Genomic DNA, 16985 nt, shown 5'->3' on the forward strand with positions numbered 1-16985 from the left:
CTTCAACTAACCGGTTGAATAAAACCCTGTCGCTGCATGGAAAGTGTTTGTGTCACCAATGCCGCCACCGCCTGTTCTCTGTCGGCCACATTAAAGCAGCGGACCAATATCTCTTCCAGCGTATATCCGCCCTGTAGATGATCAAAGATGGTGGCTGTCAGTTTTCCGGCCGGAAAGGCCGCCACACCGTATTCATCCGCCTGCAGCAGATAGTAGTACTCCCCTGCCTCACCAGGTGCTTCAGGATCGTTCCATGGCCATTGGGTGCAACATAACCGTACCTGTTCCACAACAGTCCATTGCATCTGTAGCAACATCTCCGGTGCTGGTTGCTGTAGCGCCCCGAACATTTCTTTTCTTTTGGTATAGTATAATAGCCCCCTGTGTTCTTTCCACAGGGAAGTGCGTTGCTGCTCAAAAGTAAAGCAGTCCATCACCTGTGCGTGGCGTTCTTCCGGCAACGCATGTATCGCCTGCAACAGTATTTCTTCCAGCGTAGCGATGTTATGCACATCAGGTAATGTCCATCCGGTTTTGTTCAACTGATGGAAAGTGCCCCCATAGTATTTAGAAAACAGCTGTTGCTTGAGTGCCCCGGCGGCATATAAAGGCGCCGTATGCCGGTCTGCACCGATAACAGGATGCAGCACCCCATCTTCCCGGAAGGGCATCAACACGGAAACCAGCATATACCCCACACCGGACAGGCCGGAGAATAGTCCGGGGTCCTGCATCATCGTAGGCACATAACTGTTATAGGTAGCGTGGCGATGGTAGTAACGAATGGCCCGCAATGCCATCGCCATTGCCGTTTCCCGCAGGACCGGCCGTTGCAGTATTTCCGCTGCCTGCAACAATAGCGACACCATACCGCCGTAACCGCTGCATAGGGTGAAGTCGCCCCGTTGCGATAGCTGCGCATCTTCCATAGTGCGTAGCAGGGCGTCTTCTACGTGCTGCAACCATGCCGGCTGCGGTATTTGTTTGTATGCCGCCAAACGGGCGATGCCTATCCCTGCCGCGCCATGCGCCCAGGTATTGGTGTCAGCAGCATCTTTCCGGAAACGCCGGATATCCCAGTGAAAGAAGTCGTCGCGTTCCAGGCAGGTATTAGTCAGGCGCAGGTCCAGCCAATTGCGGGCCGTGGCATCGTAGTACTGCATCTCATATTCCAGTGCCTGGTCGGCCAGGAATTGCAGCCCTTCGTCCCTAAAGTAAGCTGCCACTTGCATCAGCGCATAGGCGATGCCGGAAGCGCCGTGGGAAAAGCCTGTCAGACAGTCATAACTCATCTTCACATGTCCCCACCTCAGTCCATTCGGGGCTACGCGCGCCTGTTGTATCAGGATATCCGTCAGGGAGCGGACCAGTGGCAGCAAACTCCCTTCCTGCGTATGTGCGTGCAGGTAAGTAAGCACAAACATATTGCCGGCATGGCCGCTCAGCCAGTCGTCCTGTAACACGCCGTGCAGTATGCCATCCCTGAAATGTGCTGTCAGCTCCAGCGCCCGGTCCAGATAGCGCCGATGCCCCGTGGCTTCGTACATTTTGATGCAGGTATATAACAATCCCGTGGCACCGGTGCAAAACGTATAGTATTGCTGCTGTAACACTTTGGGATGATACAACAGTGTATCCGCTGCCGTGATACAGGTTTCCAGATAGGCTTGCTCCCGGTAATATTCGTATAGTCGCAGGTAAAACAGGATAACACCGGCGCTGCCGTTGAACAAATCTGTTTTTTCCGCTATTGTTGCCGGCTGAAGCGCAGGCAGTACCGCCTGCGCAATACGGCGCAATTCCGTGTCTATGATTTTTTTATCCGGTGATTCCATAGATATGTTCCAGGCATTTACGGGTGAAATACATGATATAAGCTTCATCGGGATTGGAAACGCCGAGGCGGTTGTGCCCCATGTGCAGGAAGCTGCCTGCCACGGTCGCTAGTTGACTGTCCCCAAATCCCAGCTGCCGGTACTGTGCAAAAACATGGCTGTTACCTTCCACAAAGCGCTGTAGCACAGGCGGAGCGCTTCCCTGTACTATCCGCTGCCACAGGTCTACAGCGATGTGCGTTAAAGCTGGCGCGTAGGTGATATACTTTTCGTGCATCCGTTGCAGGTAATAGGTCTCCTGCTGCTGCCGGTCCTGATCCGGGAGATACAGCCGCGGCAGCCATCCCTGTATAAAACGGTGACAGATATCCAGTGTCAGCGCAGGCGTTAGCTGCAATGACTGCAATAGCGCCAGATTCAGCCGGATGGCCTGCATCAGCGCGCCGGGCGGATTGAGTTCCTGTAACACACAGACCGAAGAAAGGTAAAACTGACGCTCCGCCAGCGGCATCGTTTGTGCATTGCCGTAACGACTGATCTCTGGTACATAAGGGATGTACTGCCAGCTATCGTTGGGCAGCAGCTGCTGCGATGGCCAGGCATCATCCTGCCGACAGGAAGGATGCGTCTCAAAATAAGTCTGCGCAGCATCTTCGAGCAGTTGTTTTACATCGGCCTGCCGGTCATTCTCTACGTATAGCCGCAGGCGTATGTGGGGGCCTTTTTCCCAATAACGAATAAAGAAATAAGGGCAGCCTGCCCGCTGCACCACCGGGCTGACCAGCAGTTGCAGCAGCCGGTCGTGATCTCCGGCATGGAAGAAGTGTACAGACAACCAGGTACTTTGCATCGGTTAATATTTATACCAGTGAAGCATATGTTCCGTTACCGTATCCGTTTGAGAAGCATCCGGGAGCACTTCTTCCAGGTAAAGATATTCGCCCGCCCGGCTGATCATCTTCCTGAAAACGGATACCAACAGCGGTTGCACAAAACTGATATACTGTGGTTTATAATCATCCCGGTGCAACTGACCCTTCGCAGCCGCAGCGGGTATATAGGGTGACTTCAGGAAGACGAATACTTGTTGCGGTAGTTGTTGCGCCAGCAGCCAGCGTTGTAAGCGGAGAAAATAATCCGCTTCTGTTTCGGTATTTACCGGAGCAGGGATGGAGTCCAAACGAATCAGCCAGCTCTGTCTTCTTAATACCAGGCGCCCTTCAAAGACGATGCGTGGCAGGCGTTGTACCGGTCCACTCGCGCCGGACACGGAAGCATAATGCCGATCTACCGCGGCAATAAAATTCCGGAGCGGCACTCGTGGCTCCGGATTAAAATGTGCCAGCAGCCGGTAAAAATGTGACCGGTTGTAAAACGATTCCAGGCATAAGTCGTAGGCATATACCGGCTTTCCGCTGATTGTATGCTTTAGTTCCAGCCGGTCAGACACCCGCTCATATTGCACCACAATATCCTTCAGGGATACACGCTTTTCCGGGGGATAGTTATTGCTGCCACCAGGTATCGTGATTTCATGGTCCAGCAGCGGCGGATGTATATTAGCATTAAAAACCGATCCATCATTTAGTTCCATCATCAGATGTTCGGGATACAGGGCTGTATTCCATGCTTTGAAAGTCGCCGTGACAACAGGTTCGAACAGATGCAGGAAGCGGCCGGCCACCTTGCCCATGCCCGGCAGCAACGCATTAACGACGCCCATCAGCGGAGCATGGTCCTTCAGCTGGCATAGCTGTACGAACATGCCGCGGGCAACAGGCGCAACTCTTTCCACCGGTAGCCCCGTAATATCCACTATCCCATCGTTGATAGTAAGCTGTATATTTTCCGGTATATCCATCACCGTTGGCCTGGCGGTATCCGGTTGTTGTTTTTTTATGTGGAGATAATAAGCCTGATAAAAATCTGTCACCGGCAGCTGTTGTGCCGGGTCATATTGCCGGAGGAAAAAATCACGCAGGCGGTTTTTCTCTTCCTGCAACGGGTCGAAAGGCGCGAGTAACGTGCATAAGCGCTCCGCCTTTTCTGCCAGTGCCTGCACTTCGTTTGGCAGGACAGCTATTTCCGGTGCGCTGGCATCTTCATAAAAAATATCGGACGACTGAAAAAGTCGCGGCGCAAAATGATGGACTTCAAAAGCGGTAGCGGACGCAGGTGTTGCAGTTATATCCGGCAGCAAGGCTTCCTCTTTCAATTGGTCCAGCACCGTATTGAGCATAGCCGCAGAAGCGTCCAGCAGTTGCGTGCGTGTAGCCGCATCCGTGGCAGCATAAGCCCGTCGGCTGGTTTGCAGCGACTGTAGCAGCTCCCGCAGCGCCGCCACCGCCGCAGGCTGTTGTGGACTATCCGCCAGAAAACTGATCAGCGCATGGTCCCATTCAGGGTCAATGCCGGAGCAACCGATGCCCAGCTCCAGCAGGCCGCTGGCAGCGAGTTTTAACAGAAACGTTTTAATTTGTTCTCGCGCCGTACCTGGCATCTCTGCGGCAAGCGTGTCAATAAGAACAGCCAGCCGGCATGGTTCCTTCAGCCGGTGAAACAGCCACAACGCCACACTGCGGGCAGGCAGACTTTGAAATGCCTCCACGTTAAAGTAGTTCACCAGAAAATGTAGCTGTGTATCATCGATCATGGTGGTATCATTCAACCTCACCTCCATGATTTCATTCAGCACCGGATGATGCACCAGCAGGCTGCGGAGGTAGGTAAACAAGCTGTTATTGAGGCGGATGTTGCTGCTAACACCAGACCGCGGTGGCTTTATCGGCGGAGGCTGTAGCGCGCTGATGCCCGTATAGGTAAACGTACTAAAAGGGGATGTTTTAGCCGCCATTCGGGTGATATAACGGAGCAGGCTATACTCATTTTTCAGTTCCTTCGCCCTGAAAGCCGCGGGATCGGCTGCAGCGAAAGAACGTAGCTGCGCATACAACACCGGGCTGGAGAGCAAAATGCCTTTCTTCAGCGCTTCTTCACCGGACCAGGCCTGCAACTGCCGCCGATGCTGCTGTAGCTGCGCCAGATAGTGCGCCTGCCAGGCTTCCTGCTCCTGTTGTCGTTGTTGCAGCAATTGCCGGTAATGCTGCATAGGTGCTTCCAGGCCTTCCGGCATGTCCTCCGGAGGGTTACGCCCGTTGTACACCGCACGTTTCCATCGCAGCAGCAGTTGCCGGGCATGATCATCAGCAGCCGCCTGTATAGCTGCATACAAGCGCTCGCAAAGCTGGTCCTGTTGTTGGCGGAAATCCTGTTCCCATCTGGCGATGGCAGCGAGGCGTGTGTCCATGGCTGTTATCTCTATGGCTTTTAATGAGGTGAACGTCATCGCAGCATAGCGCACCAGCGCGTAGGGAAAAACTTTCAGTGTCATGCGTATTTATTTTCCCAGCTCCAGCTGGTTTTTCACTAATTGATAGTAAGCGCCGCGGCTGGCCGACAGTCCGGCGTGTGTGCCGCTTTCCACGATGGCGCCTTTGTCCATCACCAGTATCTGATCGGCATGTTTAACGGTGCTCAGGCGATGGGCCACCACCACCACGGTTTTTCCGGCGAAGAACTGTTCCAGGTTTCGAAGGATGGCGCGTTCATTGTGCGCATCGAGGGAATTGGTAGCTTCGTCCAGGAATACGATGGAGGGATTGCGGTAGATGAGGCGTGCCAGCAGGAGACGTTGTATCTGTCCTTCACTGAGGCCGTAGCCATCTTTCCCGATCCGTGTTTCGTAGCCGAAAGGCAGCGAGGCAAAAAAGTCGTGTATGCAGGCCATGCGGCACGCTTCGTATAGCCGTCCGTAGTCTTTCTCCGTATCTCCGGCGAAGATGTTGCCGGCAATCGTGTCGCGGAACACATGTCCGTCCTGCGTCACTACGCCACAATGCCGGCGCCAGGAGCGGGCCGAGACGTCCTGCAACGATGTATCCCCCAGTAGTATCGCACCTTCCTGCGGCGGATAAAATTTCAGGAGCAATTTCAGCAGCGTGGTTTTACCGCTGCCGCTCATCCCTACGATGGCGGTCACTTTGCCGGCAGGTACCAGCAGGCTGATGTTACGCAGCACCCACGGAGAATGGCGGTGGCCATAACGGAAAGAGAGGTTGTGCAGGCGTATGTCCTTTCCTGTTATACCGCCGGCAGGAAGCTGCTTTAACTGCGGCGTATCTTCTTCCGCCTCGTGATGCACTTCCGCCATGCGGCGGAGGCTGAAGCGGGTGTTCTGCATAGCCCGGATAAAATCGGTGAGCTGCGATACAGGAGCGCTCAACTGGCCACAGGTATATGTCACCGCCAGCATGGCGCCCAGCGTTAGTTGATTGTTGACGACCAGCACGGCCGCAAAGCAGGTCACCAGTACGTTACGGGTTTCGTTGATGAACAGCGACACGCCCTGCACCAGCTGGTCCAGCCGCAGGCTCTCCAGCTTTACGGCAATGGCCTGCTCCTGAATATCTTCCCACTGCGCTGTTTTCTTTGCCTCGCTGCCGGTGAGTTTTATCTCCTGCATGGCGCCAAACATCTCCAGCAGCATATCCTGGTTGGCGGCTAAGATGCCGAAACGTTTCTGGTCCAGCCGCCCCCGTCTTTCCCGGAAGACGTGGTTCCACAAAATACCTGCTGCGCCACCCAGCATGAATAGCGCGAATACCTGCCAGTGATAATATAGCAGCATGCCTCCCAGCACCAGGACCGTTACCACCGACAACGCGAAGCCCACCAGCGATACCGTCAGGAAATCCTCCACCCGTTGGTTGTCCGTCACCCGTTGCATATTATCGCCCGCCTGCCGGTTATCGAAAAACGAGAGCGGCAGGCGCAGGAGCTTATGCAGGAAGTCTTTCAGCATAGCGGTGCTCACGCGGGCGCCTATCCGCAGCAGCAACCGCGCGCGGACAAATTCCGCCAGCATGCGGCCCAGAAACAGCGCCAGCTGGCCGGTGCAGATCAGCAGTATTAAAGAGAGCTGCCGGTGGCGGATCCCTTTGTCCACGATCGCCTGCGTGAGCAGTGGTGTGAGCAGGGCAAAAACGCTGGCCAGCAATAGTGTCAGCACTACCGGTGATAAATGCTTAAGATGCGCGCGTAGATAGGGCCAGAGCGCGCGTAAAGGTGCCTGGTTTTCTTCCACCGGCGGAGCAGCATAAAATGCCGGCGTTGGTTCCAGGAAGAGGGCGCGGCCGTAGCCGGAGTGCGCGTCCAATTGCCAGGCCGCCATGAATTCCGGCAGGGAATACCTGCTTTGTTTCCCCAACGCCGGATCGGCGATGTATATCACGGTATCCGTGATACGATACAGCACCACGAAATGTTCTTTATTCCAGTGCAAAATACAGGGCAACGGCGCTTTTTTAGCCAGCACCGTAAAAGGCAGTTCCGCCGGCAATGTTTTAAACCCCAGCTGTTCTGCCGCAGCCATCATGTCCGCAAAAGTGACGCCCTGCCGGGATATGCGGCAGGCGTGGCGGAGATCCTGCAACGGATATACGCGGCCGTGATAGGCCGCTATCATCTTCAGACAGGTAGGGCCACAGTCCATGGCGTCCGACTGCCGGTAAAAAGGGAAGACTTTTTTTCGAAACACTTTTGAAACATTGTTGCAAATTTAAAGATAGAAAATAATTGCAACAATGTTTCAAAAACTAAATAAATAAAAAAAGCCGGTTGTGGAGTACAACCGGCGGTGTTCAATAAAAGATAGGGTTTTCAGGTAGAAAATTATTTTTTCGGGTATAGCTTGTAAAACGTCACCCCATTATAGTAGTCGCCTTTATACTGATAGTAGTAAATAGCCCCTTGCCTGTCTACACCGGCAAAACGCAGGGAACTGTTGAAAGCTATATATTTAGCTTTCCCCGTTTCCTGGTTCTGCTCAGGGGGAAACTTGGTGAGGCCTGCTTCCATGCCGGCGTAACAATACATGGATTTCTCCGCCAGGTTGACAGAAACCAGGGAATTATTAAACTGCGTCAACATATTATTATCGGGCAACAGCATATAGTTGCCATTGTTGATATCCCCAATACCAAAGAATACTTCCTTTTCGGAGTAATTGGTGGCCTTCACCGTATCATAGGATTTGAAAAGGTAGTTCATCCAATGGTCGGTGGAGGTACTCACCAGCTCTTGTTCCTGCAGGTCCAGCAATCCAAGGCTATAACTGAAATCCGCTTTATCACAGAACAACGCGCTCGTACCATCCGTGGAAGGGAAATAACACGTGGTCAGGAAGGCACTGTAACCAGGCGCGCCCGGGGCGGCACTTTCCTGCTGGGACACCACCGACCGTACCTGCAATGACGCATTCAGTGAACAGAGATTATTAATGACCTCAGCAGAATATCCGGTCATATCATAATTGTTATTGAGAATATAATTCTCATACCAGGTGTTGTTTCCAGATTCAGGAATCTCCGGTCTGTAAATGTTAATAAAAAACAGCTGTCCTGACGGCGTAGTTTTGAGATGTCCGGCCACCAGTTTCAACGAAGAAACACTTCCCTGGAAATTAGAGATCAGCTCCTTCTGGCTACCTTTCTTCCTTACCAATGTTCTATTGAGCGTGGAAATGGCGCCGGAAGCAATATCCATTTTGATAAAACGGCAGATATAATTATTAGTGGTGTCAGGCGTATCTTCTTTTACCGCCGCAGAGAAATAGAGCGTCTCCTCATCAAAAGACACGGCGGAGGAATTGATTTGTGCTATTTCAAAAGATTCGTTGCCCGATGTCAGCTTTTGTTTGTTCTTTATGATCGTTGTCACCACGCCATCCGCCAATTTGTACAGACCATCTTTATTATTGAAATAGACATGCCCAGCCCCGCTCACGCTCGGATCATTTACCATCAGGTTAAAAAACGGCCGGTAGCCGCTCAGATCTGCCGGCAAATAGCTCCCTACCTTATCCACCCATAAAGTGGTATCTGTTCTGCTAAGTCCCGGCGACAGCTGACGGATAGATACCACTGGTCCTTCATAGGTAAAGCCATTCGCTGTAACGGTAACCGGAATCCTGTTGCCGAGGCCCATCTCCTTTGTCACCACAAATCGCACCATATCCAGTTTTTTTGTGACGGAGTCTGTCCTGTCCCAGGGCGTGCTGATACGCCAGGGTGTAGTCCCTCTTTCCACGGGCACTATCTCTACATTACCGACGCGGATAACGGAACCAGGCTTTCCCGGAAAAAAGTTACCCAGCAACATTACCGTATCTCCTGTCACCATATTCAACGGGTAGTTATACCTGGTAGCATCCCGCCATTGAAGATTGACCTCGCTGGTGACCAACCAGGGCCGTTCCTGCACGTTTGTAATATTCTGATCTACTTTTCTACAGGCTGTGGACACCAACAGCAAACAGGTGATCATTATACTCCAATACGAGTATTTATTATTGATATGAAAAAGGTTCAACATCGTTCATTCGTTTTATGCTGTCAACGCAGTTCATTAATAGTTTTTACAGGCGACCGCCTTCAGGGTAGCGGGCATACCTACATTTTGCCCTGTAACAGGATCGACATAGGTGTGCGCATTTTCATATCCACGCAGCAGGACCGTATAGGAATGCCCTGCTTCGGTATACAATGTGGCAGACGCCACAGGATTTTCCTTATCGGCTGTATGATAGAATTTAATACGCATGGTGTCCAGTGGTTTGGCCGCAAAGGACTTAAAATCCTGTATATCGCCATATTTTGTTTCAGCAGCAAACTCCGTAGGCACATTACCGTTAATCGTAAAAAAAACAGGGGCGCCATCAGGACAGAAGTTCATCATTCGCAGCCTCACCTTGTTGTCTTCCCATTGCAGATGGTCCGGCACCGCCCAGGTGGAGAACACGCCGTCTTTATCTGCGTAAAAAACCGTCACCGGCAGTCCGTAGGCAGTCGTTACCTCGCTATTAATTAATGTACGGCGACTGCTGTCTGTGAGCAACAACGTATGTTTGCCGGGCGCCATGCGCATATATACCTGCCACTGCACCAGCTGTTTATTGTTGTACGATAATGGGTGAGGATACTGATACGGGTTCTCATCCGCAAAAAAAGGATGTTTACTGATGGCGTCTACCGGAACATAATTAGTGTCTTTGCTGTCAACAAGCACAAAAACTCTATTGCCACCGATCAGCAACTTCGCTTCACCCACCAGTTTCTCCGAGGCATTGTAAAAACTGATTTGCGCATCTGCTGTATCCGGAACAGTCACTTCTTTGCTGCATGCCGCTACTATCATGCATCCCATCACAGCTGCCAACCAGGTGCTTTTATTGATTGTTTTCATAAAATATCTTTTGTAGGTAAAAATCTGTTATCAAAATGCGTAGGATAAGGATAGAATGAAATACCGTCCGGGATTATAACTGTTAAAAATGTTATCGCCCCGGTATACTAACTGGCCATATTGGTTTAAGACCTGCTCTTCCTTATTGTACCGCTGATCACGTCCATAATCTTCCACAATACGCACCGGCTCAGCCAACAGATTTTGTATGCTGAATTTCGCCTGTAACGATTTTACGATACGTTGGGTAACCGACAAGTCGAGTAAATGACGGGGAACCTCCAACAGGTCAGGACGGATGCGTTTCGCGTAGTCTTCAAACTTAGGGCTGATGAATACGCTTTTACTATAGATGCGGGGCCCACTTACGTTATATACCAATCCAATTTTAGTTCCCCATCCCGGATTCTCGTAAAACATACCTGCATTCAGCACATAGGGGGATTGTCCTTGTAACGGGGTACCGGATACGGTAGCGCTGTCCCAGTAAATTTCATTCTGGACCCTTTCTATCGTGGTACTTTTAACCAATGCTCCATTCAGCATAACGGAGAGGTTGCGGAACAACGCGCCCGGTATAAAGCCAAGGCTCTTTTTCACTTCCAGTTCCAGACCGTAAATCTCAGCTGAGACGGCATTTCCAAAAGTGATCGTGGTATTATAATAACTATCATTATACCGGGCGGTATTCACATCCTTACGGAATCTTTCAATCGGGTCTTGCAGGTGTTTATAAAACACACCCAGGTTAAACACCTCATTATGAGCCCTGCTATTGGGATAGAATTCAAAACGGAGATCATAGTTATCGATAGTGGCCGTAACGGTCTTGGGATTTCCCCAGATGAACTCATTGGACTGGTAGTCAAAGTCGTTGTAAGGCGTAATTTCCCTGAATTCCGGGCGATTCAGGGTACGTCCATAACCGGCGCGCACTACAAACAACGAATCAGGGCGGAAGGAGACATTGAAAGAAGGCAGTACCATCGTTTTACGCTTATCCACCGGTATGGACGCAATCACACCTGAGTATTGTATGGCTCCGGACAAATGCTGGCGGTCATATTCCACGCGTACCCCTGCATTCAGCGTTAATTTATCCCCCCATGTTTTTCCATCGGCCATAACGTAGAAGGCATTATTCTGCTCACTGGCGGTATAGGCATCCACCGGGGTGGTCAGATCATATATTTTCAGGCCGGTGTTATCATCCCGGAAGTTGGCGGTATTCCACAACTTCGGCAAGTCCTGCTGACGATAGGACTGGATGTTCCAGTCGTTATGGCCCCAATCGTTAAGCCAGCCCATCTCCGGATCATTGGTAGGCTGCCCGAACATATCGCCGGACGACAGTCCGCCGCGGTTCACCCAGAACACGCGCCTTCCCACCTGCCTTAATTTATACAGCTGAAAAGTACCTGCTTTGAGCGTGAACTTAGGATGTAGCTGCCAGGTGTAATCCACGGACGCATTGTATACATTCTCCTGGTTGCGGATAAACAGTCGGGCCATCATACCACCGAAACCGGTTATGGGAGAAGTAAAGCCGTAATCCTCTCCTTCCACGGAAGTATTACGATGGTAGAAATGCATGATACGCAGGTCTGGCACGTCCTGCCTGTCAAATGTATAACTCAGGTTCCAGTTCACTTCATGTTTCCCTCCGGCGCCCAGCGTATGTTTACCCAGGAGATTACCGGCGTACAGCATACGCTGCTGGAAGGATAAGATGATATCCCGGCTGAGGCCATATTTCATCCATATTTCTTCCGGTGAATTGGCGCGGCTGTTATTGATAGATGTCAACCGGCGCCCTTCGTTCACAAAAAAATTATTGAACGAAACCTGGTGTTTGTCATTCAGCTTAAGCGCCAGGTTCTCCATCACGTTGATCTTCCCGATCTCCGTGGTTTGACGGCTGTTCATAACGATATTTTTGTCAGCATCATTCTGTACGCTGGTAGTATCTATAGGTCCGCTATTAGCGTTGGTATTGCCCAGCTGGCGGTAATTGTCGTAAAACTTTGTCTCTTTGGTATAGGTAACAGAGGTGAGGTTGTACAACTGTTTCTTACCACCCAGCCGATAGGAATCGTAATAATTCAGAAAAAACTGAAGATCGGGGCTGCTTTTCCGGGAGCCATAAGACAAAACCGGAGAAAATCCTTTCACCATATCCGCCTGCGTCACACTTGTTTTCGTCTGACTGGAATTAAAATAATCCGGTGAGAACGACGGCAGCTTACGGGAGCCATCATCGAAACCCAGAAAGTCATACTTCCCGCCGTTGTAGCTGTTGATGTCCGTGAAAGTGGACCCTGGCCGGTGCGCTATCTGCACGCCTATGTCCAGGTGTTTTACCGGCATCGCGTTTTTGGTGTAAATCTTCACGCCGGCGCCGGCATAGTCAGCCGACAGGTCAGCTACCGGTGACTTATACACGAGAATACGGTCGATGATGCTGCTGGGCAGCAGGTCATACGCAAAGGCTTTGCTGTACAGCTCTGTAGCGGGTGCTATGCTGCCATTCAGATAGGTAAGGTTGTAACGTTCGTTCATCCCGCGCACCACAATAAACCGATCGTCCATTACGGTAACACCGGAGATACGTTTTACGACTTCCGCCGCGTTCCTGTCCGCTGTTTTACTGATCATTTCATTGGAGATACCGGATACCACGCCGGTAGCGCCGCGGATTTCCTGCAACAACTGCTGCTCGGTATTATGCGTCACCGCCCTCACCTTACGGGGTCCGGCGTCTATCACTACTTCTTTCAGTGATCCCCCCACCTGTAATTTGATATCATAGCTCCGCTCCTTATTTTCCTCTACCGTCATATGTTTCAGCACATCCCGCTTATACCCCACATAACTGATCACCACATCGTAGGCGCCGGCCGGAACGTTCTCCAACCTGTAAAACCCTTTCTCATCGGTCGTCACACCGTATGTTGTGCCGGCCAGCTGCACCGTGGCGCCGGGCAGTGGCTGCGAAGTTTCAAAATCCACGACCCTACCCTTCATCACTCCCTTAGCGCCCGGCTTACGATAGGCCGGGTTAGGACGCAGGTAGATCATATTGCCTTTTATCAGATAACTCAGGGGACTGCCCTGAAAAAGCTGTTCCAGCACCTGTGTGATCGTGACGTTGTTTAGTGACAGTGTAACATTTTTACCATAGTCTTGCGCGCTGCCGGCGGTATAGGAAAAAGCATAACCAGATAATTTTTCCAGTCCGGCGCTCACCTCCTGTAAAGTGGCATTTTTAAAATTCACATGTAGTTTCTTGTTGATGTCCTGTGCTGTCAGGCTGAGACCTGTAAGGATACAAGTCAGCAGCAACACCATGCGGTAGCTGCACCGGACCACCACATGACGGGCGATGGTTCGCTTTTTTTTCATACTTTTAGTGACTGTTTGATGGTTATGACAATGGCCATATGGATTGCCCTCCCGTGGCCTTTAATGACGATCTTTCCTATCCGTTCCGTCTCATCACGGAACGGATTTTTTATTTCATCCTGCTTATTTTCACCACATTCCCTTCCTGTTTACAGTGTACCATGGCGGTCAGCGATAGGATGTTCAGCGCCTCCTGTAGCGGAACATTCCTGAAGGTGGTGATCATGGAAATATCCGCCAGCTCCGGTTGCACAAACCGTATCGTGACACCATAATATCTTTCCAGCTCGGCAGCCACTTCCCGCAGCGGCTGGTTTCTGAATGTCAGTATACCTTCCCGCCAGCTGCCGATCTGGGCTTCATGCTCCAGCACCGTCCTTTTAGTGACGCCTGTGTTAATATTGTAGCGTAATTGTTGCAGCCGTGTGAGACTGGCCAATTGCCGGGAAGCGTGCACCACGTCCACCACCCCCTCCGCCACCGCGATGCTGATTTCCGGTTGATTTTTCAGGAAGCGGATATTAAAAGCGGTGCCGACATCGACCGTCGTAATCTTGCCGGTCGTTACTTTAAAAGGTGTGGTATCATGCTTCACCATAAAATAGGCCTCCCCTTCCAGGAACAGCTGGCGATGATTGCTGCCATAACCTGCGGGATAGCGGAGCTTACTGCCACCGGCGAGGTATACGATAGAACTATCGGGCAGTAATATGCGGGACCTTTTACCGGGTGGATTCTCCAATAGCGTCCACTGACCGGTGACCTTCGTGGTTTTTGAGGAGGTGGTATACCAATGGTAGGCAGCAGCGCCTGATAACACCAGCAGGGTCACGGCAGCGGCTACACGTCGCCAGCCTGCCCAGAGGCGGCGGACCGGCGTTGTTTGATTCGTTTTTGTCAAAAACAGCTGATAACGCTCCTGCAAAGCGGGCGTAACAGCGTGTTGCTCCGCCTGTATCTGTTGCCATTCCGCAGCCATCAGGCTTTGGATGCTTTCCGTATAGGCCTTATCGGTGAGGTACTGCTGAATGATGAGCAACTGCTCTTTGGTACATTCCCCGTCCAGATATTGTCTGAACAACGCCTGGTCTGCTGCTTTCTGCTGTGACATGCCGGTAGTAGTTGAATACACTGATGCATACGCAATCATGTATTCTTTCCCCCATTGAGTAACAATTTGTTAACACAGGCTCTCAGAGGATGACGCTGTGCAGATAGCGCATCATCGCGTCGCGTAAGTGTTTGAGGGCACTGGCCATTTGATTTTCCACTGTTTTGGGAGATAATTGCAGTTGCTCCGCTATCTGGCGATAGCTCAGATTTTCCTGCCGGTGCAACAGGAATATACGTCTCCGCTGCGGAGGTAAAGCAGCGAGGCTTTGCTGATAAACGTGTTCCAGTTCTTTATATACGAGCGTGTCTAATCCTGATTCCGCCGGGGTTTGAGCGGCCTCGTCGAGCGACAATAAACTGTCAACTTTTTTCCGCCACGCACTGATCAGCAGATTACGGGCGATGGTAAACATATAATTTTCGAAGGTCCCCTCCTGAATATCTTTTCGTTTCTCCCATACCTTGTACAAAACATCCATCACCATCTCCTCCGCCCATTCATGGTCCTTGATGAAACGGACCATGTATTTATATAAACGGGGATGGTAATGGAAAAAAATGGCTTCGTATTGTGTGTGATCACCTTGCAGCCAGGAAACTATGTTCTGCTGAATATCTTGTTGCGGCACGAAAGACCTGGTTTAATACACTAAATTAGAATGATTTGAGGAGACTGTATGTTACCAATGTATGAATTCGTATGCATGGCAGGACTTAAACGGAAAGAAAGTGTGGTATAATGGCTGTGTTATTGTGTAAATTCAGGATAGTATTCTGTAAACCATACCCTCAAAATAGATATGAAAAACTATCCTCTACCCTCCTGTAGCCACGTGTGGTCATTTCTCCTCGGACAGTTATTTTTTATTTGCTGTATCATCCGGTCAGATGCGTATTCCCAGCAAAAGCTTCCGGTCATCTACCGTGAATTTGCCACCAGCGAGACACACCAGATATCCGGTATCTGTCTTGGATGCGTGATAGAGAATCCGGAAAGGGCCGTGGGCAACAATACGCAGGATTACGCTACCTTTAAAATGGGACTGGCCGTGTTGGGCACCATACGGCAAACACTGATTTTCCAGCATCGCACCATCGACAGATTCACCAAACTCACGGTTAAAATTGGTACCGGCCACACGCGGTTATCTGTCCGCCTGCTGGGCCAGCTATACATAGAAACCCTCTCCGGCGATACCTCCAACAACGATCTCCGACCAGTAGACGCCCAAATGCTGAAGATATGGGAAGATTCTACGCATGGAGAACTTGAATTTATTACCTCAACACCGTATGACCGTGTCAGGATAACATTAAACGGAGGGCTCGTGGACATCAATGATGAACTACGGATTTACTCCGCTGATCAAACCTATGGTAATTTCTCGCTTTGCGACGTTCCTCACTTTGCCGGGGAAATACTTTATTACTCTTTTGACGGGCATACAAAAGAACTGATTTCCGGTCAGGACCTGACCAGCACGTTAGTACCGGTTTATAAAGACGGTATGCTATGCGGCAGGCAGGGACTCAGCTCGTTGCCCTGCCTCGAAAATGTTTTGCCACGCACACAGAACACCTGGAATCTTGGAGACACAGGAACAATCGGGTTTTGGGCCCGTATCGACAGTCAGTCTTACTGCACAGTGGCACCCAGGCTTCATGTCGAGATCCCACCGTTTGCATTTACGGTCACTACCGACTCCATCACCGCGTGTAAATCGGGACTGGGCTGTAAAACCGCCTACCTGGCCAACTCCGGACAATTAAATCTCTATGTCGTCACAACCAGTCCAACAGCCGGCAACCAGCTACGTTTATTTGTAAATGGAACCGAGGCGCCTGTTCCACTGGAGCAACACGTAACTCCTCCACTTGATGGTCATATAAAAATCTCACTCAATCAGGCGCAGATCGATGAAATGATTGTTTACAAGAGAGTCCAGTCTTTCCGTACCATCCGAAGCTGGTATTATGATAATTGCATAGGATGTCAGACTTCAACGATGTCTATTGAAAATGCCAGGTTGAAGCAGCCGGCGGAAATGCAGCATGAAAGAAAAACGCCCCGCCTTTTCCCTAACCCTACCACCGGCAGGCTTAGTATTGGAGAAGGTATGGCCATAAATGAACTGGACGTCTCTGTAAAAAATACTTCAGGCACAGCAGTATATCGTACACGCATCAACGTCAGCAATTTTGAGCTGCCCTCCACCTTGCCCAACGGGGTTTATATGATCACGCTGACAACAAAGGAGAAAGCGGCACAAACATATAAGATAGTACTTTCAAGATAACCGGCAGGGGTGTCCATTTGTGACACCCCTGTTCCCT

The 16985-nt window shown here is 50.8% G+C and carries 10 protein-coding genes; 1 reads left to right on the forward strand and 9 read right to left on the reverse strand.

Translation table 11 applies throughout. The features are described from left to right. Positions 1-2: 2 nt before the first annotated feature. From ICL55_RS14975 to ICL55_RS15015, 9 genes are all read right to left on the reverse strand, one after another. Positions 3-1835, reverse strand: coding sequence for a lanthionine synthetase LanC family protein (locus ICL55_RS14975; RefSeq protein WP_188098621.1), 1833 nt, complete (start codon positions 1833-1835; stop codon positions 3-5). After that, entirely contained in the window at positions 1819-2685 is an 867-nt protein-coding gene (locus tag ICL55_RS14980) for a thiopeptide-type bacteriocin biosynthesis protein (RefSeq protein WP_188098622.1), read from the reverse strand. Before ICL55_RS14980 ends, ICL55_RS14975 begins: the two co-directional genes overlap by 17 nt. 3 nt (positions 2686-2688) lie before the next feature. Continuing rightward, positions 2689-5226, reverse strand: a complete 2538-nt coding sequence (locus ICL55_RS14985) for a lantibiotic dehydratase (RefSeq protein ID WP_188098624.1) — start codon at positions 5224-5226, stop codon at positions 2689-2691. Between the two features lie 6 nt (positions 5227-5232). Further along, positions 5233-7431, reverse strand: coding sequence for an ABC transporter transmembrane domain-containing protein (locus tag ICL55_RS14990; protein ID WP_188098626.1), 2199 nt, complete (start codon positions 7429-7431; stop codon positions 5233-5235). Positions 7432-7565: 134 nt separating this feature from the next. Continuing rightward, entirely contained in the window at positions 7566-9266 is a 1701-nt protein-coding gene (locus ICL55_RS14995; RefSeq protein WP_188098628.1) for a hypothetical protein, read from the reverse strand. Between the two features lie 33 nt (positions 9267-9299). Continuing rightward, positions 9300-10136 (reverse strand): DUF4397 domain-containing protein, encoded by an 837-nt coding sequence (locus ICL55_RS15000; RefSeq protein WP_188098630.1) that lies wholly within the window; start codon positions 10134-10136, stop codon positions 9300-9302. 30 nt (positions 10137-10166) lie between these two features. Beyond that, the gene (locus ICL55_RS15005; RefSeq protein WP_188098633.1) at positions 10167-13538 is read right to left on the reverse strand and encodes a TonB-dependent receptor; all 3372 of its coding nucleotides are present in this window, start codon (positions 13536-13538) and stop codon (positions 10167-10169) included. A 109-nt stretch (positions 13539-13647) separates the two neighbouring features. Further along, positions 13648-14649: a FecR domain-containing protein gene (locus ICL55_RS15010; RefSeq protein WP_188098635.1), complete on the reverse strand. Its 1002-nt coding sequence runs from the start codon at positions 14647-14649 to the stop codon at positions 13648-13650. An 82-nt stretch (positions 14650-14731) separates the two neighbouring features. Continuing rightward, positions 14732-15280, reverse strand: a complete 549-nt coding sequence (locus tag ICL55_RS15015; RefSeq protein ID WP_188098636.1) for an RNA polymerase sigma-70 factor — start codon at positions 15278-15280, stop codon at positions 14732-14734. Positions 15281-15451: 171 nt separating this feature from the next. Between ICL55_RS15015 and ICL55_RS15020 the strand changes: the two genes are divergently transcribed. Continuing rightward, positions 15452-16948 (forward strand): T9SS type A sorting domain-containing protein, encoded by a 1497-nt coding sequence (locus ICL55_RS15020; RefSeq protein ID WP_188098638.1) that lies wholly within the window; start codon positions 15452-15454, stop codon positions 16946-16948. Positions 16949-16985 lie beyond the last annotated feature (37 nt).

The organism is Chitinophaga varians (genome assembly GCF_014529945.1).
Taxonomy (GTDB): domain Bacteria; phylum Bacteroidota; class Bacteroidia; order Chitinophagales; family Chitinophagaceae; genus Chitinophaga; species Chitinophaga varians.